Below are 22,968 nucleotides of genomic sequence, written 5' to 3' on the forward strand. Positions count from 1 at the left end.
AGACCGCAACAGGAAAATCGATAAAATAGAAAATTCTGATTATTAAAGAGCGCGACATGAAAGTGTTGAAGCACTTCCATGCCGCTGACCACAGACAACTAACGGAGAGTTGAATATGGCTGACACCAATCTTAAGCCAGGAACCACTATTGCCAAAACACAATCGAAATTTTTGGCAAGCAATACAGATAAACACGAGCCAGCGCGCAAAAATAACGATCGCAGCTTGCTTAAGAAAGCAGAACCAAAAGTATTTAGGAATATGACGATCAGCTACGTCAGAACCCGCCACATTGACCCCGACACCCTGCGGACCACGCACTATACCTGCCGCGCCAGCCTGCGCCTGAACGGCATCTGGATGGAAGAAGCCGGATTTACCACAGGCACCAAAATTGATGTTCGCGTGATGCAGGGTTGTCTGGTGATCACTGCTCGTCCAACCGTCACGCCATTAATACAAGTACTCAATAAAACCAAAGAGTTGCCTGAACATGAACAGTTACAGGTTATGGATTTTTTAGAAGGGGTTATAGCAAGGGTGGAACTACAGAAAATTTGATTTTTATAGGTATCTACCCCATTTGCTTGTGAACAGAGGGGGAAGATTTTCCCTCTCTACTATCCTTAATAAGGAATCAACATAAACTAAGCACAACTACATTCACTTAGAAATTAATATACACACCTTAGAAAATAACGATACATTACAATTATTAATCAAGTTGACTTCGATAAAATATTTAATCTAATAATTTGATTACTTATATTATTCATAGACAATAAAATGTAAATGGTTCAGGCTTAAAATATCCCATAAATATGGTAGAGGCGAAAACGCATAGACACAGTATAAGAGCCAAAAGAATCAACAAAAAACCATTCCTCAAGCTTATATACGAAAGCTCATTTCTTATGTGCCTTATCATATTTACTTTTTCCTGACCAATGACAGCCTTAATTAAAGACCCTCTAGTTCTGTGCATTTCAAAATACGTTCCATAACCAAATTTCGGTAGCGTTTTTAGCGAACCTAATGAAATAAGACCACCACAAAGCATATAAAAAGAAGATAGAAAAAGCACAAATGATATATATGGATTAAGTGAATTTTCAGGCAAGAACTTTACAATCCCACTAGCACCTGCACTTATAATACTTAACGATATACTTAAGGCTAATGTGAACTTAAATGTTTTATCATCAATTTCTTTAGCTCTATTGTGTTCGCTCGCAAGTCTTTCGACTATTTGTTCATCTGAAAGCCCTGAATAAAACCCCAAATTTTTAATTGTTATATCATAAAGTTCTTTTTCTTTTTTATTGGATATATAATAAAAATAAAAGAATGGAACAAACTCTTCAGCTATCCTACAAGCCATATTAATTAGCCTCTGATAAACTCTTTGCAATATCGAAATCAATTTCTCTATTGACATTGGATAGCCACCCCCATTCTCCTGTCGGATTGATCTCAATGAAGACATATTTATCATTAGATTTAATGAAGTCAATAGCACCAAAGTTTAACCCTAGTGCTTTTACATAATTTATGCAAAGCGTTTGGATCTCAAGTGGGAGCTCAATATCTATATATTCAAGCTCATCTTTTTTCAGCATTCTCCAATCATCAGAGATGGCATTGCCATTAGACTTTATTGCAACGGAATATACTTTTTCACCAATAACAGTAACTCTAATATCTAGTTTATCTTCGACATATTCTTGAAATGTTATTGGTGCTTTCTTGGTACAGTCTAAAGAAAAATCTTTGGGACTTGCTTTAGACGTATACGTAAAATAACAGTCGTCATTTTCTTTAAGTAACACGGTGTCCATAGATTTTATAATAAAATTACTTGAAGTGAGTCTATCAAAACCAAGAGAGTTGCTAATAATAGTTTGTGGTACAGAAAACCCAATTTTTTTTGCTATCATTAACTGATATGGCTTAGATTCAGCAGCATATGTTGCTTGAGGCCAATTCATCCAATAAGCATTATCGAAAACCATTAGTCCTCTAAGGAATGCGTTCCATTGTGACAATGAAAGTTGCTCGCTAATATCGATGATGCGGCCCGGGGTATTGCGTAAGAAAACAGGTTGACGAAACCATACGGATTTTATATTAGATGTCTCTATATCTGCAAACTCGCTTTTAACTCTCAAGGATTTATTCACAGGATCTAAATAAATCTCATAATCGCTTAACTGTTCTTTGTTCAGCCGAATGAAATCATCTCCGCCATGTTCTAACCTCTGGACAACTAAGTCAGTGGAAAAATCATATATGCTTGAAAGAATCAAAATATAGTTTTTCATTCTCCTTTCTGATCCTCTCCGGTTTCTATATCACATTTTTTCGAAACTCTTGTGCCATACTCCGAGTCATATGAGACTAAAGGTTTTTCATCTTTCATCCAATAGCCTTTTTCTTGACTGTAAACTGAACTCTCCGGCATTTCCGGTTTACTGGAAAATGGTCTTTTGGTCGCGAATTGGATAAGCACGTGCTCTTTTTTCATCTATAGTTCCTAGCATAATTATTAAATTAATGATCATAAACACTCAATTTATTTTCAATCAAAATTGTTGAACGAGAATCAAAGAAGTCGCGCTATATCTCGCTCATGCCCCATAGCAACTATCTCACAGGAGCTCTCATCAATATATCCCATAGGGAATAATATAACTCCATTATTATTCCAGACAAATTCCGGCCAAGAAGATCTTACGAATTCATCCTCAAACATAGGGATAGGAAGATCATCTCTCAGCAACGAAAAGTAAACATAATCGTCACGTTCCAGAAAAATCCTCAAGGTTTCATCGTCATTAAAATCGACAATTGCCACACCACCAAGAACAAGCCCATCCCCAACATCTAGTAAATATTCTTGTTTGTTAATGATAGCATCTAAATGAAGTCCTTCATTTTCTAGCAAACCCCATATTTTTTTATATTTTACTATTGCAGATTTTGGTTGTCTTGCAGACATTTCTATCATCACAAATAGTTTCATATGAGTACTACTTACTAGTGTAGCAATCATAGCTTTAAGCAATTGCAAGCTATAATTGCTTCTCGAAACAAATGGTTTCTCCCAACTAATAGCCGAGATACTTTCTGATGATATTCCATATCGCCGATTGAAATTTGCGATTTCATTTGGCCTTTGGATATCTTTAGCATACCGAACTACAATATCAGTAGTCATAATGATTCCCTTTAGGATCGTTGAAATGCGGCCCTCTATTTTGTGGATCATTTACACCAAAGCTATGACCGGCAGCGTCGTCTCTGATATAAACCTTTTTAGTTCCGCCACCTTCTTTAGGAACCGTAAACTCATAAATCAAACCTGGTTGCAAGTTATCACGCTTATCACGATTTGGATAAACATTGCTTGGATTTTGAGTAACAGGTATTCCAGCCTGGCGTTTCGCTTCCCTGAAAGCACCATTTCTACCAGCACCTTCTGGAGACATGTTAGCAGGACGGCTTACCTTACCGCCACCGCCTTTCTTAGGCTCACCATCTTCATCCAGAACTTTGGCAGTACCATTAAACAACGGGTTGATATCAATGATATCGATGGAACGCAGGCCAAGACGCTTCTCATCTTCCTTGCTCAGCGAGTTATTCTCAGCCGCATTCTTTCCGGCCTGAGCACCCGCTGTTGTGCCAGCAGAGTTACCGCTAGCCAGATTCCCCGCCAGCCCTGATGCCAGAGTTGCCAGGTTGCTGATCAGCTGCTTGTCACTTTCACTCAGCTCACTGTTGCTCTTGCCTGGGAACATTTGATCTTTAATGGCTCGGGCAGCCAGTTCACCGCTCAACGCTCCTGCCGCACCAGCTGCGGCGCTGTTCCCCTGTAGTGAAGCGACAACGCCACCCAGAACGGCATGGGCTATCAGCGCTTCATCATCGCTGAGACCGGAGCGGTGTCCGATAATATTCGCCAGTTCCGGGGCCGATGCTCCAGCCAGAGCGCCAGCCAGGTTGCCACCACCAGCCAGAGCGGTCAGCGCTCCGGTCACTGCCTGAAGCCCGCGCTGAACCACGCCGCCCGTGCCATAGAATGACGAGGCGTTGTTGTACGCACGTTCCGCCACAGCCGCATCGTCAGCAGGTTTCCCTTCCTTCGCCAGTTGCTGACGCGCTTCTTCCAGCGAAGCCGGATCTTTCGCCGCTTTACGTCCGGCCAGATCGCCCTGCGTTCTTGCCACATCGGCGGCCTGAGAGCCCACTTCACCAATCAGCTGAATTTCCTGCAGCCGTTTCTGCTCTTTCTCTTTGTCGAAGATCGGGCTGATGCTGTCGTTGGCGTGCTCTGTATCGCGACTCAGGTCAGCGACATCCTGTTTCTGGTTATTCTTGTCGCGGATGGTGATGGTGCCATCAGCGACAGCAGCCTGAGTTGTGCCTTCGGCATGACCTTTATTACCGCCGCCTGCCAGCAGGGCATTCGCCGCATTGCTCGCAAACTGCCCGGCGATGCTGCCACCGGTATTGAAAGAGCCGCCCGTGTGCTGAGTTTTGAAATCCGCTTCATTATGGATATCGCTGAAGCCCAACGTTCCGGTATCAAGGTTGTTCTTATCCGCCCTGGCCGTGGAAGCGATAACCGCGCCATCCAGCTGGGTGTGATTGCCGACTGTGATATCGAAACCGCCATCCCCGGCAAACATCCCGGTTTGTTCCGCCACCGAGTCGAAGCGACTCTTCATCTTGTCCTGGCTGACGCTCATATAAGCCGAACCGGACATGGAGCCGAAGGTGAAGCTTCCGCCTCCGGCAACGCTGGTCTGCTTGCTGTCGTAGTCGTTATTGTCCTGCTGGCTGCGCATCAGCAGGTCGTGACCCACGTCGGCGACAATTTTGTTGCCGTTGACCAGCGCGCCATCGAGTACGGTGTCATTCCCACTTTTGATAGTGACGGTTTTACCGCTGTCGATGGTGGTTTCGGTCCAGTCGGTACCGTTGCCCTTGTCCTTACCGTGAGCAGAGTTGCCATTAGCGAAGACGCTGATCCCCCAGCCACCGCTGCCGACACCGATGCCAATACCCACACCACCACCACTGCTGCTGTTCTTACCCGTGGTCTGCTGTGTATTGGCTGCACCCGCCAGCAGGATGTCGTTTTTCGCATCCAGCACGGTGTCACCGCCTGCCTTTAACTGGCTTCCGGCAATCACGATATCCCCGCTGTTCGGGCCTTTGTTTTTCCCGGTTGCCGTGATGGAGAGATTGTTGCCCACGTTCAGCGTACTGCCCGTGACTTCATCACTCCGCACATGTTGCTCAGATTTTGACTTTTGCGTGGTGAGAGAAGCGCTGACGCCGATAGCGTTAGTGCTCGGGTTTTCAGTATTCCCACTGTCAGCAGCATCCAGAGCAACGGCCTGCCCGGCCTGCATGCCGGAAAGAACTGATTTTGTCGCCTGAAGTGCAGCTAAACGGCCATCACTTTCATTTTTCGCATCCTGCGCTGAGTTTACAGCGTTGTTTATGGCTCCACCCACCGCGCCCGAAAGCGCCAGCGTCAGCCCGCTTTTCTTCTGTTCGAAGGTTTCATCGCGGGTGCGCCTGTCGTGGCCCGGATCGATGATAACGCTGCTGCCGCTGAGGCTCATGTCCTTCCCGGCAATCAGGTCTGCGCCACCAATATGCGCCTGGTTGCCGGCAGCGATAACCACGTTGCCGCCCGTAGAGCCGACGGTGCTGAAGCTCTGGCTTTGCGTGGTGCCCGCCTCGCGCAGGTCATGGGTGGATTTGCTGCTGCCGACGGTGATGCCGATACCGCCGGTGCCCATCAGGCCGCTCTTCTTCTCTTCCTTAAAGCGCCAGGAGGAGTCGGTGTTGGTCGCCGCTACAATATCGACGTTGTTACCTGCACCCAGCGCCACGGTGTTATCGCCCACCACGGAGGAGCCTTTCACCAGCAGGTTGTTGCCCGCCTGAACGGTGACGTTATCGCCGGAAAGCAGGGTGCCTGCTTCACGGGTCGCGCTGTCTTCCTCGATGGTGTGGGTCGTTTTCTTGCTGAGGAACCCTTTTTTGGTCTTCGTCTCTTCCCTGTAGTGGTAGTCACTTTCCGTCGCCGTGGTCAGGTTCACATCGCGGCCTGCCGCCACGCCGATATCGCCGCTGGCGGTCACCTGTGCGGCTTCGCTGTTCACGTCGCGTCCGGCGATAATCGTGGTGTTGCCGGAGCTTGCGATTTCAGTGCCCTGCTGGCGTACCGACTCGTTAATTTCGACTTTTTTCTTCGCGGTGTAGCTGCTCCCTGCCGTGGTTTCCTCTGCCATCAGATTCACGTCGCGCCCGGCCTGCATTGCCACATCATTTTCTGCGGCCAGGCCCGCCGCCTGGCTGGTGATGTCCCGGCCTGCGGCTAATGTCAGGTCACCTCCGCTGCTGACGGTGGTGCGGGCAATATCCGTGCCGTGGGTTTCGCTTTTGCCCCGGCTGGCGTTTTCGCCGGTCTGCGCGGCGTTAAGGTTCAGGTCGTTGCCCGCCACCAGGGTCGCGTTGCCGCCCGCATTCACCGCGCTGGCTGAAAGCGTCAGGTCGTTGCCTGCCTGCATGCCCAGGCTGCCGCCTGCGGTAATGGTGCTGCCGCTTTGGGTCACAGATCCTTTGCTGGTTGCCTCCAGTCCCCGGAAGCCCGACTGGCTGTAGCTGCCGGTCACCTGGTTTGCCGTGACCGCAATATCGCCCCAGGCGTCCATCAGCAGGTTGCCACCCGCCGCCACGTTAGCACCGGTGATGGCGATATCCCGGCCCGCGCTCAGGCTCAGCGAGTCAAGCGCGGTAATGGATGCGGTATTGCCCAGCGTGGTGCCGGACAGGCCGGCGTGGCCGTATTTGCCTCCGCCGTCGAGGCTCCACGTCTCCGCCAGCGTGATGTTGTTAATGCTGCCGTCCAGGCTCTCAAGCGCGACGGTTTTCCCGGATATCGTCGAGCCGATATTATTGATATCACCCAGCGCGCTTAGCTGCAGCCCGCCGCCCGCCTGCATCAGCCCGGCGTTCAGGTTGCTGATACTGTTCCGGCTGTCGAGGCTCAGGCTGTTGTTCGCACTCAGGGTGCTGCCGCTGTTGGTAATATTGCCGCCGCTGAGGCTGACGTTATTACCGGCAATCACGCTGCCGTTGTTCACCGTCACGTCTTTCGGCGAGAGGTAAACTTTCGGGATCATCACCGTCTGGCCGTTGATGGTTGCGGCTTCCCACCACAGGATGCTGTGGTCAAGCGCCGCAATCTGTCCGGCGGTGAGCGACACGCCAAACTGCAGGCCCAGCGCCTGCTGCGCGCCGGCCGCGTTGTCCATCAGGTACTGCATCTGCTCAAGATCGGAACCGATGCCGTTGATATAGCGGCTGCCGGTCTGGTTGAGGATGGCATTATTCACATAGCGGGTGTCAAACGCCGCGTCGCCGAGGAAGCGGTAATCGTATTCCGGATGCAGGTTGAGCCTGTCCAGGAAATAAGACGAGCCGAGGAATTTATTTTGATCTGTGTAAGCGCTGTTGGTTTCCTGCGGAGCACTGCCGGGCTTCATGCCCGTCAGCTTATACAGATCGCCAAACAGGCTTTGATCGAGCTGGCCAAGGCCATCGAGTTTCGGGTTGGTGACGATCAGGTAAGGGCTGCTCGGATCGGTGGAAGTAACGAAATAGCCGTTGTTACCGGAAGGAAGCGGATAGATGCTTGTATCCACGCCGCTGCCCTGATGCTGCTTAAGCGTGTTATTGCCCGGATCCTTCAGGCCGGTTCCCTGCACGGCACCGTTTTCCAGAGTTGCGGCGTTCCCCAGGCTGGCGTCGCCCTTGCCGTTGACGGCATAGTTATCCAGCCCGGCGAGGTTGCCGCCCGCGCTATCCAGCCCGCTGCCGCCGTTTATCTGCTGCAGCGCATTTTGCAGCTGGTCGCTCCACTGCGGAGAGCCAACGACAGCTTTATCGGCGTTCGCCAGGTTCTGTTTCTGTGCGCCGTCGCCGATACTCTGGTTGCTCAGAGTGTTCAGGGATGGCGCAGTAATAGTGCTGCTTACACCGCCTGTATTGGCCGTCGTGGTGGTGTTGCTGATATCGCTGGTGAAGTTGGCAACGACGTTGCCGCCCGCCTGAATGACGGAACGGTAGATCTCTCCGGGCGCCTGGGTAGTTTCACGACCCACCAGATAGAAAGAGAGTATTTGATTATATTTATTGTAGTTATTGTTCTTATTGGATAATCCATTTTCCGGAAGCTCATTTGTTGCATATCCCAGAGGCTGATTTGGAGCAGTGCCATATTGATAAACAAGGGAATCTGTTGCTGTTCCGCTCTGCCAGCTTTGATTACTCAGCTGCGCTCCCTGCAACATAATATTTTTTGCAGCTAAGATATTGCTGGCCTGGTTTTCCAATGTGCCAGCAGTAATATTCAGATGCTGACCGGATGCTATACGGCCCGCTCCTCCGGTACTGTAAACCTCTACGCTGGTCTGGCTTAGAGCAAATTTTTGTCTAGCGTATTCCTCAAATGGCGCGTAGTAATAAGTTGTTACATCCCAGATAGTACAACCACCATCAGCGCCTCCACAATGAGTGGCTTCTTCTTGATGATTTGTTGTGTAATACCCATAACTTCCCGATGGCAGAAGAGAATAATGCAACTTCAGGGTCGCATCACCTAAACCCGGCAGAGATGCACCAGCCGTAGTCACTTCTTTTACTGATAAACCATCCCTTGTATTCAGCAGGTGCCCGGTTTTAACCGTAATATCCCCGCGCTGGGTTTCGATGCTGCCGGAGGTATTCACCACCTCGGCACTGGCATTGCCCGCCATATCGCGCTGCATCCACAGGCTGTTGCCCGCCAGAATATCGCCGCGCTGGTTTTTGATGCTGTTCGCCAGCAGATACATATTGTTGCCGGCATACAGCAGGGCGGTGTTTAACAGGTTGCCGACCGCGTTAAGCGTCAGGCTGGCGCTGGTGCCGGTAAAACCGTTCACCGTGATATTGCCGCTGCTGTTTACCGTAATATCACCGCCGGCCTGCAATGTTCCGGTGTCGGCTAAGACGATCTGGCTTCCGGACAGCGTGCTGGCTCCGCTGCCGGTGGTTATCTGGCTGTTATTGGTCAACGCGCCGCCTGCGGCCAGGTTTACGGCCTGGCCCTGCATCACTGCGTTATTAGTGATAGCGCCGCTGCTGCTTACCGACAGCGTATTCCCGGCGGCAAGCACGTTTTTAGCGGTGAACGCATTCGTCAGCTTCAGCGTCAGGTTGCCCAACGCCACAATCTGACCAGCCTGATCCAACCCCGTGCCGGTCAGCAGCAGATTTCCGCCGCTGAACAGCTTCCCTGCGGCCTGATGATTAACCCGATCTGCCGTCACGTTCAGCCCGGTGCTGCCCAGCACGGTGCCGCCGTTGGTTAACTGCTGGTAGTTCACCGTCAGGTTGCCGCCCTGTGCCATGCCCGTATTCGTCAGGCTGTTTCCGGCGAGGATGCCCTGCTGCTCCGCAAGCAGCGTCCCGTTATTTATCGCCGTGGTGGCATTCAGCGCCAGCTGGCCCCGCCTGCAGCCAGCCGTTATTCGTCAGGGAGCCGCTGGAGAAGGTCAGCTCCCCGCCGGAAAGTATCTTCCCGTCGTTTTGGGCGCTGTTCATGCCGCTGATGCGGCTGACGGTGCCGCCCTGAAGGACGCCGTAGTTAATAAGCGAAGGCGTGGTAACGGTGAGGGTTTTCTGGCTGAGGATGGTGCCCGCTACGCCGTTGTTGAGCTCTCCGGTCAGGTTCAGCGTCAGGGCATTATCCCCCTGTAAACGCCCGTTATTAGCCAGAGTGGCGCTCTTAACGTCCAGCTCCGCGCCCTGTATGCGGCCGCGGTTATCCACCGAGGCGGCTTCCAGAGTCAGTTTTCCTGCCGTCAGCAGGGTTTTATCCTGCTGCTGGGTGAATGCTCCGCCAAGGGCGACGGTAAGACCGTTCACGCCGCTAATCTCGCCGCCGTTGGAGAGGCTGCCGCCTTTGAGCGTAAGATTTTTTGCCAGCCACTGCCCCTGGTTGGACAGGATCAGAGCGTCAAGCACCGCGTTGCCGCTGGCGGTAATTTTGCTGCCCGCCGTTGCGGCCAGGTTTCCCGCCAGCGTCATCTGTAACGCGTCCGCGCTCTGGATAGCGCCGCTATTTTGCAGGCTTTGTGCGGCCAGCAGTATACGCTGGCCCTGCCAGGCACCCGCGTTGGTGATGTCCCCGCCGTTTACGCTCAGCGTGCCGCCGGTCAGCATCTGCCCGCCATTCACCAGCTTCATCAGCGGCGCGGCCATAAGCATACGCGCCGCCAGGGTTTGGCTGGCCTCAAGAGTCAGAGATTCAAGGCCGATTGCCGTACCGGCGTTGGCGACGCTGATCTGGTTCAGCGTCAGGTTTTTACCCTGCAGCGCCCCGCGGTTATCCAGCGAGTGACCCGTAAGGAACATGTCTCCTTCGCTCAGCAAAGAGCCGGTGCTGGTCAGCGTCAGGGCGTTAATTTCCAGTCCGCCGTGGCTCAGCAGATCCCCTGAGTTATTCAGCGCTCCGCCCACGTTCGCGTTAAGCCCGTCCAGACCCAGAAGCGAACCTTCGTGGCGCCAGCCTCCCGCGGTAACAGCAGCGTTCTGGCCCTGAAGCGTCCCGCCCGTGGCGAGCTGCCCGGCGTTCAGGCTTAGCAGGCCTCCCGCCAGCGTGCGGCTGTTGGCGCCGGTATTCAGCGTATCGCCCGCAATGGACAAGCCTTCCGCGCCCTGCCACAGGCCATTGTTAATCAGCGTCTCGCCCGACAAAGTCAGGCCCTTGGCGATGATTTTACCGGTGTTGCTCAGGCCAGCCGCTTCAAGAGAAAGATTGCCCTGGCTCCAGAGCTGCCCGCCGTTGCTGAGATCGCCGGCGATCCGCCCGGTTAGCCGGTCAATGCCGTTAATGGAGCCGGTGTTAGCCAGCGCCGCCAGATCGGCGTCGATCGTTTTGCCCTGCCATGCGCCCGCATTGGTCGTAGCGCCGCTGTTAACCCTGAGCGCACCGCCGCTCAGGAGTTTCCCGCTGTTCTGGTTATCAAGCCGCTGAGCGGTAATATCAAGGCTGCCTGCTCCCTGAACGGTGCCGCTGTTGCGGGTATCGCCGCTCCGCAGGTCAAGCTTATCCGCCGCCAGCACGCCGCTGTTATTCAGTGAGCCCACAGCCAGGGCGGCGTTGCCGCGGGCGACAAGCTGCCCGTTATCCAGGTTTTCCAGCGCGCCGCGTAAATCCACCGTCAGGGTATTTGCCAGAATGCTGCCCCGGTTGGTAAACCCTTCTCCGGTCAGCGACAGCGCGTCGTTTACCTGCAACAGCCCTTCGTTTTCCAGGCTGTTGAGCGCAAGATTTAGCGCCCCGCCGCTGATAAGCTGCCCGTTCCGGAGGTTACGGATCTGCGGAATCGCCAGCTGCAGCGAGGTATTGCCCTGCAGCAGACCGCTGTTTACCAGCGAAGGCGCGGTCAAACTAAGCCTGTCCGCAGCCAGGCTGCCCTGGTTGATGATGCTGCCGGCATAAAGCTCGAAAATGTTCTGGCTAAGCAGCGTCCCGCCGTTGTACAGCGTGCCCTTTACGTTAGCCGCGAGAGAGTCCTGAGCCTGCAGATAGCCGCCGTTCGTCCACTCATCTGCCGATACGACCAGAGTTTTGCCCTGCATGGTCCCCTGATTATCCAGCTTGCGGAAGCCCAGAGTCTGCTGGCCGCCGCTCAGCAGCTGCCCGCCGGTGCGGTTTGCCAGCGTGCCGCCGGTCAGCGCCAGGCTATCGCCGCCCTGAATCAGGCCGCCGTTGACTAAATCACCGTGGAAGTCCACCGCTTTGGCAATCAGCCAGCCGCTGTTATCCAGCGAGGCGGCGGACAAATCTATGCCGTGCTGCCCGAGAATTTTCCCCTGGTTACTGAGCGTATTGCTCACGCGCAGGGAAGCTGTTTGCTCGCTTAAGGCATTACCGGTGTTTATCCACTCGCCCGTAGCCAGATTCAGCGTTTTACCCTGCATCAGTCCGGCGCTGGCCAGCTTCGTGGCCTGAATCTTGAGGCTGCCACCGCTAAACAGCACGCCGCCCGCATGGTTCAACGTTGCCGCATCAAACGTCAGCTGGTTTGCGCCCTGGATTGTTCCATTGTTTGTCAGGGACGAGGCTTTTACAGCCGAATCTGCAGCGCTCAGCAGGCCAGCGTTGTTGACCGAAGGCGCCGTAAGAGTGAGAGAATTTGCCGCGCTAACGCTGCCGTTTTGCGCATTGGTGAACTGTTTTGCCAGCGTAAGCACAAGTGAAGTTGCCTGGAGCGCGCCGCCGTTGGTCAGGGTATCTGCGGCAATCGTCATTTCGCCGTCGGTTAACACGGCGCCCTGGTTGCCGGCCTCTCTGGCCGCCAGCGACAGCGCGCTGTTCCCCTGGATAGTGCCCTGGTTATTGATGCTGTCGAAACTCAGGCTCTGCCTGTCCGCCGCAAGCTGGCCTGCGTTATCAAGCGTTTGCCCGCCGAGCGTCAGACTACCCTGCGCCAGCAGCAGACCACCGCGCTGGTTGGAAAGGCGGCCACTCTTCGCCGTCAGGTTGGCGGCATTAATCTCGCCGCTGTTGGTCAGAGTATTACCGCTGAGGTTAAGATTACCGCCTGTCGTTATCAGCCCGGCGTTGGACAAATCAGGAACCGCCAGCGCCAGGCTGCCCTCCGTTGATACCGTGCCGCCGCGCTGGTTATTGAGCAGGGCGGTAACCAGATTCAGCGTGCGGCTTCCCTGTAGCAGCCCGCTGTTGGTGAGGCTATCGCCGTTAATGGCCAGCGCTGGCGCGATCACCGTTCCGCTGTTGATGATGGCTTTTCCGTTCAGCGTCGCCGCAGCCGCGCTGCTTTTACCGTTATGCTGGAGGTTATCTGCCGTGACCGTCAGGGCGCCTTTCGCGGCCTGCGTGCCGTTCAGCGTGGCCTGCCGTGCGGCAAGGCTCATCGCCCCGTCGGTCTGGAGCTGCGCCCCTGACGTGGTGTTCAGGGTATCCGCCTGAACGCTCAGGCCTTTCGCGCCGCTGACCGCTCCGGCTATCGCTGTCTGGCCAGCCGTAAGCGTTGCCTTGCCACCGCTTTGCAGCAGGCCGCTGCTGGCAATCTCGCTCCCCTGAATCCGCATATTGCCTTCGGAGATAAGCGTACCGCTGTTTGATAGTTTGCCGCCGCCGAGGCTGAGGTCGCGCCCTGCCGTCAGCCTGCCCTGCGTAGCCCCCGTTCCGTTTGCCACCAGACCGATATCGCGGGCGGCATCGCCCCGGCTGGCGCCGTCCAGCGTCAGGTCCTGCGCCGAGAGAGCGATGTCGTTCCCGGCGGTGAGCTGGCTGCCGGAGATCTGAATTTTTCCGTTGCCGCCAAGGGAAATATTCCCGTCGCTGGCAAGCTGGCCGCCGTTCACCGTCACATCCTGCCGGGCGGTAACGGTTAATGGCCCGCCGGCTTTATGCTCGCCGGTCAGCGTAACCGACTCTCCTTTTGCGCTCAGGCTGCCGCTGGCAAGGCTGTTTTTCACCGCAAGCCTGCCGCTGGCATCAAGGGTGATGTCGCCCTGCCGCGCATTCAGGTTGCCCAGGTTAACGCCTACGCCTTTGTCGCTGGATACCAGGCGAATACGGTTGGCGTACATGCCGCCGAGCGCGCCGGTATCGACCGCAACGACCGGTGCTGCGCCTTCCCCGGCTATTGCCGTGGCGTTACCACTGGCATCAACCCGGTTCGCCCCGGCGATCACCTTTAAGTCTCTGGCGTGGATCTCCGCATTCACTTCCGTGGCGCGGGCGATAATCGACAGCGCGTCCGTCTGGCTGGCGTTCAGGCCCTGGCCTTCAATGGTGATGGCACCCTTTTTCACGTCCACCGCCAGCAGGTTACCGGCCGCATCAAAGACCGGTTTGCCGGTGGTCAGGGTGACGTTCGGCGTATTGATAAAGCCGCAGCCGTTGCAGGTGATGCCGTACGGGTTGGCGACCATCACGTTCGCCGCTTTGCCCGCCACTTCGGTGAACCCCTGCAGCTGCGAGCGGTTGCCGCCGTTAACTTCGTTAATGATGCCCCGCGCTTCCCGGCTCGCTTTCAGGTTCGGGTTGTTCTGGATTAAGCCGCCGAGCTGCGTCTGGTTAAGCTGCCCGGTGGCGTTATTGAGGATAATGCCCTCTTTGCCGACGTTGTAATCTTTGAACTGATTATGGGAAATCCCCGCCCCGTTCGGCGTGGCGATATTTACCACCGGCACGCCGTTTCCCGCCTTGTCGATTTGCGTGCCCGGCGCGGACGGCGTAAGGGTTGCGGCTACGGCAGGCAGTAAGGGCTGGGTTGCCAGCATGGCGCTGATAACCCAGCTAAGCAGGCGTTGATAAAAGCGAACCGGATGCTGCTGATTATCCATAATCTTTTGTCCCCTAAATCACGAACGCGATGCGGTAGTAAAGGCTGAAGCGGTCGGGCGCCAGCCAGGCCGGGTACTTCACCGGCAGGCCTACGGTAAACTGGCTTGAGTAATAACGGCTGGCGGTAGAAAGTCCGAGCGCGCTGCCCCAGAGGGTGCCGGAGGCCCAGGGATCTTTGACATCTTTTTGCAGCCATCCGCCGTCAACGGCCCGCAAGCGCGCTCACCTGGCCGATAACCGGCAGGGTAAACAGCACGTAGTTCATTTCGTTGCGCCAGTAGCCGCCGTTATCACCGGACAGGTACTGTTCTTTAAAACCGCGCACCGAGCTTTCGCCGCCGATGGTCAGGCGTTCGCTGCCGTACAGCCTGTCCGGCGACCACTGGCCGTAAAAACTGGTCAGCCACCACAGGTCATTCGTGACCGGACGCTGGAAGCTGCCGTTAACGCTCCACTTTTTAAACTCCGCCTTCGGCAGGTCGCCTTTTTTCCCGTGGTCATTTTCTGCGCCAAACCACGGCATGCCGTGGCTGAAGCCCGGATTGAAGGTCGCCACGCCGCCGAAGATTTTTTGCGTATGGCTGATGCCAAACACCAGGCTGGAGAGTTTGCGGCTGCTGCTGTCGAGCTTCGCGTCGTTCAGCCAGTTACGGCTGATTTGATGGGTGACGCCCACAGAAGCGCCCGTTTTGATATCCCCGTTGCGAAAGAGAACGCGGGACAAGGTGGCGCGGTGCGACACGCTGTCGCCGGTTGACGCCCAGTTAAAACCGTTGTTATTGATGGTGTTGAGGTAATTGCTCCAGCTGTAGCTGTAATCCAGCAGGCTGTAGCCGTAAGGAACGCTCAGCCCCGCCTGGAAATTTTGCGCGTCGTGCGACGATGAAAAATCGCTGCTGCGCCCGCCGCTGACCAACCATTTATCCGCAAGCCCCAGCAGGTTATTCCCCGTCAGCGAGCCGCTTATCTGGCCGGTGCCGGTGCTCTTCTGGCCGCTGTTGTCAAAGCCTGCGGAGGCGGAAAGGGGAAATTCCGGCGTGGCCGTCAGGTTAACGATGGAGTAGCCGGGTCTGTCGGCCGGAAGAATTTCAATCTGTACCGGCGTGCTGCGCACGCGGTTAATCTGCTCCATGCCCTGCTCAATATCGCGCAGGTTGAGGATCTGACCTTCAAGGCCGGGGAAAGCCATGCTGAGCTGTCGGGACGGCGCGCCTGCGAGGCGAATTTTTTCCAGCCGGCCTTCCAGCACGGTGATCTGTAATTCGCCGCCTGATAAATCCTGTTCGGTAATAAAGGCCCGGCTGGTTATATAACCCTGCTGAATATACCAGTCCGACAATTTATGAATGAGATTATTGATCTTATCCATGCCCAGACACCGTTCAACATACGGATTAAGGAGTTTCAGCCGTGTTTTATCAGAAAGTAGCGTGGCGTTATTAATATATATTCTATGAATATTAAAACAGGGCCCCGCCGGGGAAGGCATGGCGCGATCGTAGGGTTTCTCAGGCGTCAGGCTGCGCTGCAGTTCGTCACGTTGCTCTTGATTATTAAGCAATAAATTTTGCTGATCCTGATTTATCAGGGCGCGCTCCGCCGGGCTTAAAGGGGCAGACGCCGCCAGAGGGCTAAAGGCGCCGCAAATAAGGGCAATAACAAGGGAGAATCTGAATTGATAACCCGACACAGGATGCCTTCCATGGAATAAACAGGCGTCGGCGCTGATTTATATTAGCGCCGACGCACTTGTAACAAAAAGAAACATTATCCGGAATAAAACATATAAATTAAATCTGCGCAAGCATTCAGCTTAGAGTTTCAGATAGCGCCGCTCATATATTTCTGACAACGCCTGATTAACGAAAGACCTCTTCCACCATGGCGCTGCCAAGACGCATCGCCGAGCAAATCCTCGGCATGCCCAGCGTGATGCCCTGCCAGCTTTGCGTCACGGAATAGCTTACCGGATGCCGCTCGCTGTCGCTGCCGTTACCCAGCCAAATCAGCGCGTCTTTATGCTCCATTAACTCCGGCGCCGAAGGCGCGGTCAGCCATTCATGATAATAATGACGCGTGCGCGGTGAAGCGTTTACGTCCTCAGCCAGGCGGTTTATCGCCAGCCCCTGCGCAAGCTCAAGCAGCAGTTCGGCCTGCTCCTCGCTGCAAAGGCGTAACGCGTCGCCAAACGCCCCCCAGCGAAGTTCCTGAAGCGCAACATAGCAGCGCCCGGCCGGCGAAAACGAAAAATAGTGTCCGGCACGCCAGCGGGCAAAAATCTGCTCGCAGTGCACCGTTCCCTGTCGATACAGATCGATATTGCGCAGCTGCTGTTCAAGCTTGTTCACCCGCAGCTCCAGCACTTTCTTTATCTGGCTCAGCTGGTCGCGCCCTTCAGCGGAGTAATAGGCCACGCGCGCCGAAGCCGTTTCCATCTGGCTGAGACGCTCATGTATCAGCCTGGCGGCCAGGTAGCTTTTGGCCACCGTGCCGGTGAGCTGCCCAAGCCAGGCAAGGGAAGCTTCCATATTCTCGGGCGCTGCGCCGTCCAGCCCCCAGTAGCGCTTGCGGTTCTGCCCGGCGAACTCTTCCTTAAGCCGCTGGTAAAACGCTTTGCCCTGCTGGCTGCGCCAGGGATCGCGCGCCACATCAATACCGTTGGCAAAATCGACGACAAACTTCTCTGTAATGCATTCAAGGGTCCTGACCGGACCCGCCAGTAATAAACTGCTCATTGGTGCTCCGCCGCAAAAAGCGTCTGGATATCATCCCTTAATAAACGGGTATCTTCATGAATATACCGCGTCGTTCTTACGCACTGCTGAAGCTGGTTCTGCAGCGTTTGCAGCGCCTCTTCGTTTTGCAGGCGCGCAATCAGGCTTTGCTGGAGATTGGTTTTTATCGCTTCCAGCGCCTGGGTAAAGTCAGCAAAAAAGGTCGCCATGCCCGCCATCACGGAGATATCGACCTGCGCGACAATCGCTTTATTCAGCTGCGCGAGAAAAGAGGCCACATGCGTGTGCAGCCGCTGCTGTAAATCCGCCAGGGAGATGACGTACCGGCTTTGGGTCGCCGTGTAGTCCTCCCAGCCCCAGTCATCGCTGTTCAGCCAGCGCGCCACCGTGCCGCGCATTCCGCTCGGGCGGCGAAGCTGCGCTACCGTCACCTCCTGATGGTCGATAACGTCGTTAAAAGCGTGCTGCGCATTGAAGTTAAGCTGGCTGGCCTGAAAGGCAGGCAGGCTGATATGCGCCCTGAATCCTGAAAGCGCCAGCCCCTCCGCTACGCGTTTTTCAATGGGCTTGAGCGTCTCGCGTAAGGTATCCATCAGCGAGATTTCAAGTTTATTAAGCAGCAGCGACAGCTCTTCGGTCATCTTCTGCTGGGCGACCAGTAAAATGGTTTCGCTTGAGGCGCGTATTTTATTGAGCAGCAGCCGAGCGGCCTGCTCATCCGCAACGGTTATGGATTCGCATCCCGCCTCGAAATCGCGGTTGCGCACGCTGGAGAGCCTGAACGAGTGCCGCACTATATCCTCATGCACCTTGCCCTGCTGAAAGTAGTCGTTGATATCCGCCCCGATGCGTTTTTCATAGCGGGTTATAAATTCCGCGATGGCGCTAACCGCTTTTTCAACGTCGGTACGAATAATGCGGCTGATATCCTGCTGGCTGGTCTGCAGCAAAGCCAGGTCATCTTCCAGCAGACGAATATTGCTCTGCAGCTTTTCGTTGGCTACCTGCAGCCCCTGGCAGCGGAAACTAAGGTACTCTTCGGCTCCGTGCGCGTAATTAAGCAGCTTCTGCGCCGCCGCGCGAAGCGCGTACATGGAGGCGTTGGCATAGGCGGCGTGCAGGATGGTTTGCACGGGCAAGGCGAACATCGAATCATCCCACAGCAGATCGGCCGCGTGACGGATATGATCGATATCGGCGAGATCCGAGCTGCGCCAGCGGCGGCCGAGAGCGGCCTCGGCAAAATCCTGCACCCAGAGCTGCTGCTGCGGATCGGGCAGCCCGCCGTGCTCTGCAATTTCAAAACGCGCCCGGTTGGCAAGGTAGCCCCACATGGACGAAACCGGAAACACGCGATCCGTTTCGATAGTGCCCTTCATTAAGGTCCCGGAGATCAGCGCCTTGACCTGCGCTTCGTCATCGCTGTTGCGATCTTTTTGATCGAACTTGTTCACCAGCGCGTACAGCGGCACCGATTTTCCGACGCCTAAGATCGCCCGGCGCACCTCCTCGTCGGATATCGATTTCAGCTGGGTGTAATCCATCACCGCCAGCACTGCCGAAGCCTGCGCTAGCTGCTCCTGCAGCATTTTTTGCAGATGGGGCTGCCCTGCCTCGTTCGGCCCCGGCGTATCCAGCAGCGTGAGCTGCCCGTATCCTTTTTCCATCCCCGCCAGGTGGATAAACTCCACCTCGATGACCGGCACGTGCTCAATCGCGGCGTAGGGCCTTAAACGGGAAAGGAACCTCAAGCACGGTGGACAGGCGCACCAGATCGTTGAGGCTTTTCAGACAATGGAAAATGGGCTGCGCGCCCAGGTAATGCTTCTCGAAGGTGCCGCCACAGGCGATGCGCGTCAGCAGATCGTCCATATCCCGGTCGATTTCCAGCCGCTGCGTCAGGGCTTCGCGATCGATCGTTTTTAGTTTCTGCTGCAGCTCGCCCATCAGCGTTTCAATGGGCATAACGTGCGGAAAATGCAGCACCGGCTCACGCTGGCCCGGCGTATGGCGAATAAGGGTAGGCAGCGCGGTCATCGGCCGGTTGCGGTTTGGCAGCACCTCGGTGCCGACGATGGCGTTGATGGTGGTGGATTTACCTGCTTTCATGGTGCCGACGATCGCCAGCACCATTTCATGCTGGTTAATTTTACGCAGCTCGTTTTGCAGCATCGCCTGCTGAGCGTTAATGCCGCGGGCGCTAAATTGCAAAGGCACAACGGGCGCCGCCGTGTGTGGACTCTTTAGGTTTTGGTCGTTTTGGGTCGCTAACGGGATTTTTTTTAAAGCGTCCAGGTTCTGCAGGGCGAGCTGTAATAGCCGCTCGGCCTCCTGGCTTAATTCAAAAACTGCTTGCGTGTGCATAAAAAATGTTTCCTTAACTCAAATTATCCGGCTTTTATGAGAGCATTCTTTTTTTGTGCTAATGAAAATGCCGGCTTTTATAATTACGTGAGGAAAATATTTTATTGTTCAATATCGCACCAGGCCGCAATTCTGGCTTTTAAATCATGCTGCCAGACCTGCGGCGAAATAATCGTTACATGGGGTATCCAGTATTGTACCAGCGGGAATAATTGTTCCGGCGAGGCAATATGGCTGGAAAGAATAAGACACCCATTATCAAGCTCCTGCATCATTTTCTGAAAAGGCAGTAACTTCCGTCGTTTAAAGTGCACCGCCGCCTGCGCGGAAACCTGCAGCAGCACTTCGGTTTTAACCAGCGCATCGTCCATGCCCTGCTCATGGTTAAAACGGGCCCAACAGCGCCGGGTCGGGTATAAACGTCTCGGTCAGTGATTCTAATGAATTGATTTGGCTTAACATCCAGGCATCGGCCTGGTTATTCTCCGTGCCAAGCAGATACCAAATGCCCAGGCGAGTCGCCAGACGGTAAGGCGCCACACAGCGTAGCGCATTTTTGTAAATAAACCGGCAATAACGTCGGGAATTTATCAGATTACTTAATTCATAAAAATGGCTATTTAACCGGGGACTGTTTTCATATTCATATCCTAAGAGCAATAAATCGGGAATAGATCTTAAATGAATAAGCTGACTATAGGTCTTTATATCGTTCCACGGATAAACTGCAGCAAGTCCTGCGCGTTTTGTTAAGCGCAGCAGATCATTTACATTCAACGGCCCTTTTAAATGCGATGAAAGGCGTTTTTTTCCCTCGCCGATATCCTCCAGAATAGCACCGAGGCGGTTTAAATCACGATACGCCGTTCGCATATCTACATCAAAACGCTGGCGAATAATATCAGCGGAGAGGATTTCTCCCTGATAAAGACTTAAGATGATTTCGGCCAGTCGGTCCGCAACTTTTACTTTTGCGCCTTTCGTTCTCATCGGTTCTTGCCTCTGTAGCAATGCATCCATCGGCCCAACCATACCCCTGGCAAGTGACAGGAGGTGTCAGCGCAATAAGCTTTTTTTGTTTTTTCAACCAGCTATCGCGCGCCTGGCGTTTTGGCCCGGCTCTCCTGAATGACGTTAAACTAAGTTAAATTATTACTGTCATTAACGGCAAAGTTTGTCAGGTCTTTAAGCTAAATTTCACTTTCCGTGAGATGAAAGAAGCGTTCTTCGTTTGGCTTCACGTTTCGCGCTAAACCCCGTCAGCACTGAATGCCTGATAATCCCTACAAAAGTAAGGATTTTGTGTATAATCCTCGTACTTTTTGGCGGTTCACCGCCATTTTCGCTGAAATTCCTGTTTTACAGTCATTTCCAATTTTTTATTCTTTTTTGAGGTTACCAACATGCAACTCCCTCATTGCCCGCAGTGCAATTCCGAGTACACCTATGAAGACAATGGGATGTTCATCTGCCCGGAGTGCGCGCACGAATGGAACGACGCCGAACCTGCGTCTGACGCGGACCAGCTGATTGTTAAAGACGCCAACGGCAACCTGCTGGCGGACGGCGATAGCGTGACGGTAGTGAAAGACCTGAAGGTAAAAGGCAGCTCTTCCATGCTGAAAATCGGCACCAGGGTAAAAGGCATTCGCCTGGTGGAAGGCGACCACAACATCGATTGCAAAATTGATGGTTTTGGCCCGATGAAGCTGAAATCCGAATTTGTGAAGAAAAACTAACTCTTTTCCTTCCGCGGCCTTCTCTGACGAGAGGGCCGGCCGCGCTCTTGCCCCATCCTGTCCTCGCCTGGCTTGCTCCCGCCCCCGCAACTACACTTCTTCTGTACTGCGCATACAGAAAAGAGGAATTAATTATGTCTGTTGGACCCTATATATTTTTTGACGGTACCTGCGAGGAGGCGATCGCTTTTTATCAACAGGCGTTGGGCGCCGAGCTGCTTTTTAAAATGACCTTTGGCGAAATGCCAAATGAAGAAGAGGCGCCGCAAGCGGAAGAATGCGACAGCGGCTTTAACTGGTCGGACGATAAAATTCTGCACGCCAACGTGCGCATCGCTGGCGGTGAAGTCATGATGAGCGACGGAAATATGTGTGCGGATAAAGTTAAACATACCGGTTATGCGTTAAACCTCGGAACTAAAGATTTAGCCGAAGGCGAGCGCTGGTTTAATAATCTCGCGGCAGGCGGCGATGTCACAATGCCGTGGGGCGAAACTTTTTGGGCTCAGGGGTTTGGCATGGTAACGGACAAATACGGCATCCACTGGATGATAAACGTCGAAAAGCCCATGTAGTTTTCTTAACTCGCTGACTATTAAGGCTTGCGCTGGCAGGCCTTAAATTATCGTCCGCTAAAAACCCTTGTTGATTCAATCAATAAACCCTGCCCTTTTTATTATTTCTGAAATTATGCCGCACGGGTAATTATCACGTCCGCGATAAGCATTATTGAAGAAAGGTCGATCGCTATCACTATTTCTGTCTAAAGCTCAGGCATACCGCGCCGAAAATTCTATGGATGTACCCCGTGGATTTTAATTGCCCTCTTTATAAAGGAAAGAGCTATGCATCTGCGCCCCTCAGTGACGGATATAGAATATATTCTGCAGGATAACGCCACTTTAATGTCCACCACCGATCTTTATAGTTATATTACCTATACCAATGACAGCTTTGTCGAGGTCAGCGGATTTACCAGCGATGAATTAATCGGCCAGCCCCATAACGTGGTGCGCCATCCGGATATGCCTGTCCAGGTATTTGCCGATATGTGGGCGACGTTAAAAAAAGGCGAACCCTGGACGGGGCTGATAAAAAACCGGCGTAAGAACGGCGATTATTATTGGGTGCGGGCCAACGCGGTGCCCATTGTGCGGCAGAATCAAACCGTTGGCTTTATGTCGATCCGCACCAAAGCCTCGCGGCAAGAAATAAACCAGGCCCAGGAGCTGTATACGCGAATGAACGCGGGCAACATGCGGGGTCACAGGTTCTATCGCGGGCCTCATGGTACGCCGCGGCGCAGGCCGGGTTTTCTCCCTTTTTAAAACTTTATCGCTACGCTGGCGCATTCGCAGCACGCTGCTTCTGCTGCTTCCCTTTTCCGCGCTGGCGTTCTGGCTAACGGGCCTCACGGCGCTGCAAACGGCGGCCCTGACAGGCGTTAACGCCGCGCTTTTTTTCATCGTCGCCCTGTGCCTTGAAACGCAAATTTCCCGCCCGATGGAGAAGCTCGGCCAGCAGGCGCAGGGGCTAACGGCACTGACCCGCGCGGTAGACGAGCTTGATGATATTACCCGGCAGAACGCGACGCTGGTGCACGAAGGGGCCCAGGCTTCGGCCAACGTGAAGCATCAGGCCACGCGCCTGGTGGATGCGGTGGCCGTCTTTCGTTAA

General features: G+C 53.9%; 12 protein-coding genes and 4 pseudogenes. 5 read left to right on the top strand and 11 right to left on the bottom strand.

What is annotated here, in order from left to right; translation table 11 throughout:
* Positions 1 to 115: 115 nt before the first annotated feature.
* Positions 116 to 562: a SymE family type I addiction module toxin gene (locus WLO32_RS18645; RefSeq protein WP_435946468.1), complete on the top strand. Its 447-nt coding sequence runs from the start codon at positions 116 to 118 to the stop codon at positions 560 to 562.
* Between the two features lie 211 nt (positions 563 to 773).
* Here the strand turns inward: WLO32_RS18645 and WLO32_RS18650 are convergent, their stop codons facing one another.
* The 11 genes and pseudogenes from WLO32_RS18650 to WLO32_RS18700 form a co-directional block, all read right to left on the bottom strand.
* Entirely contained in the window at positions 774 to 1,439 is a 666-nt protein-coding gene (locus tag WLO32_RS18650) for a hypothetical protein (RefSeq protein ID WP_435948356.1), read from the bottom strand.
* Positions 1,384 to 2,322 carry a hypothetical protein gene (locus WLO32_RS18655; RefSeq protein WP_435946470.1) on the bottom strand — a complete coding sequence of 313 codons (939 nt, stop codon included), beginning with the start codon at positions 2,320 to 2,322 and terminating at the stop codon, positions 1,384 to 1,386. Before WLO32_RS18655 ends, WLO32_RS18650 begins: the two co-directional genes overlap by 56 nt.
* Positions 2,319 to 2,525, bottom strand: coding sequence for a hypothetical protein (locus tag WLO32_RS18660; RefSeq protein WP_435946472.1), 207 nt, complete (start codon positions 2,523 to 2,525; stop codon positions 2,319 to 2,321). Before WLO32_RS18660 ends, WLO32_RS18655 begins: the two co-directional genes overlap by 4 nt.
* 78 nt (positions 2,526 to 2,603) lie before the next feature.
* Positions 2,604 to 3,218 (bottom strand): hypothetical protein, encoded by a 615-nt coding sequence (locus tag WLO32_RS18665; RefSeq protein WP_435946473.1) that lies wholly within the window; start codon positions 3,216 to 3,218, stop codon positions 2,604 to 2,606.
* The gene (locus WLO32_RS18670; protein ID WP_435948340.1) at positions 3,208 to 3,489 is read right to left on the bottom strand and encodes an HNH/endonuclease VII fold putative polymorphic toxin; all 282 of its coding nucleotides are present in this window, start codon (positions 3,487 to 3,489) and stop codon (positions 3,208 to 3,210) included. The genes WLO32_RS18665 and WLO32_RS18670 overlap by 11 nt, the downstream gene beginning before the upstream one ends.
* Before the next feature lie 129 nt (positions 3,490 to 3,618).
* Positions 3,619 to 14,452, bottom strand: a pseudogene (locus WLO32_RS18675) (hemagglutinin repeat-containing protein); the annotation flags it as partial.
* 13 nt (positions 14,453 to 14,465) lie between these two features.
* Positions 14,466 to 16,143: pseudogene (locus tag WLO32_RS18680) on the bottom strand (ShlB/FhaC/HecB family hemolysin secretion/activation protein).
* Positions 16,144 to 16,312: 169 nt separating this feature from the next.
* Positions 16,313 to 17,188, bottom strand: coding sequence for a diguanylate cyclase regulator RdcB family protein (locus tag WLO32_RS18685; RefSeq protein WP_435946475.1), 876 nt, complete (start codon positions 17,186 to 17,188; stop codon positions 16,313 to 16,315).
* A pseudogene (gene crfC / locus WLO32_RS18690) lies at positions 17,185 to 19,552 on the bottom strand (clamp-binding protein CrfC). The gene WLO32_RS18685 and the pseudogene crfC overlap by 4 nt, the downstream one beginning before the upstream one ends.
* A gap of 101 nt (positions 19,553 to 19,653) precedes the next feature.
* Positions 19,654 to 19,923, bottom strand: coding sequence for a WYL domain-containing protein (locus tag WLO32_RS18695; RefSeq protein WP_435946476.1), 270 nt, complete (start codon positions 19,921 to 19,923; stop codon positions 19,654 to 19,656).
* Between the two features lie 13 nt (positions 19,924 to 19,936).
* Positions 19,937 to 20,572: a WYL domain-containing protein gene (locus WLO32_RS18700; RefSeq protein ID WP_435946477.1), complete on the bottom strand. Its 636-nt coding sequence runs from the start codon at positions 20,570 to 20,572 to the stop codon at positions 19,937 to 19,939.
* Between the two features lie 383 nt (positions 20,573 to 20,955).
* On the opposite strand from WLO32_RS18700, the gene WLO32_RS18705 reads away from it, so the two are divergent.
* From WLO32_RS18705 to WLO32_RS18720, 4 genes and pseudogenes are all read left to right on the top strand, one after another.
* Positions 20,956 to 21,291, top strand: coding sequence for a zinc ribbon domain-containing protein YjdM (locus tag WLO32_RS18705; RefSeq protein ID WP_435946478.1), 336 nt, complete (start codon positions 20,956 to 20,958; stop codon positions 21,289 to 21,291).
* Between the two features lie 134 nt (positions 21,292 to 21,425).
* Positions 21,426 to 21,866: a VOC family metalloprotein YjdN gene (yjdN, locus tag WLO32_RS18710; RefSeq protein ID WP_435946480.1), complete on the top strand. Its 441-nt coding sequence runs from the start codon at positions 21,426 to 21,428 to the stop codon at positions 21,864 to 21,866.
* Positions 21,867 to 22,136: 270 nt separating this feature from the next.
* Positions 22,137 to 22,574, top strand: a pseudogene (locus WLO32_RS18715) (PAS domain-containing protein); the annotation flags it as partial.
* Between the two features lie 4 nt (positions 22,575 to 22,578).
* Positions 22,579 to 22,968: a hypothetical protein gene (locus WLO32_RS18720; RefSeq protein ID WP_435946481.1), complete on the top strand. Its 390-nt coding sequence runs from the start codon at positions 22,579 to 22,581 to the stop codon at positions 22,966 to 22,968.

The sequence above is a fragment of the Dryocola mayonis genome (genome assembly GCF_051307045.1).
Classification (GTDB): Bacteria; Pseudomonadota; Gammaproteobacteria; order Enterobacterales; family Enterobacteriaceae; genus Dryocola.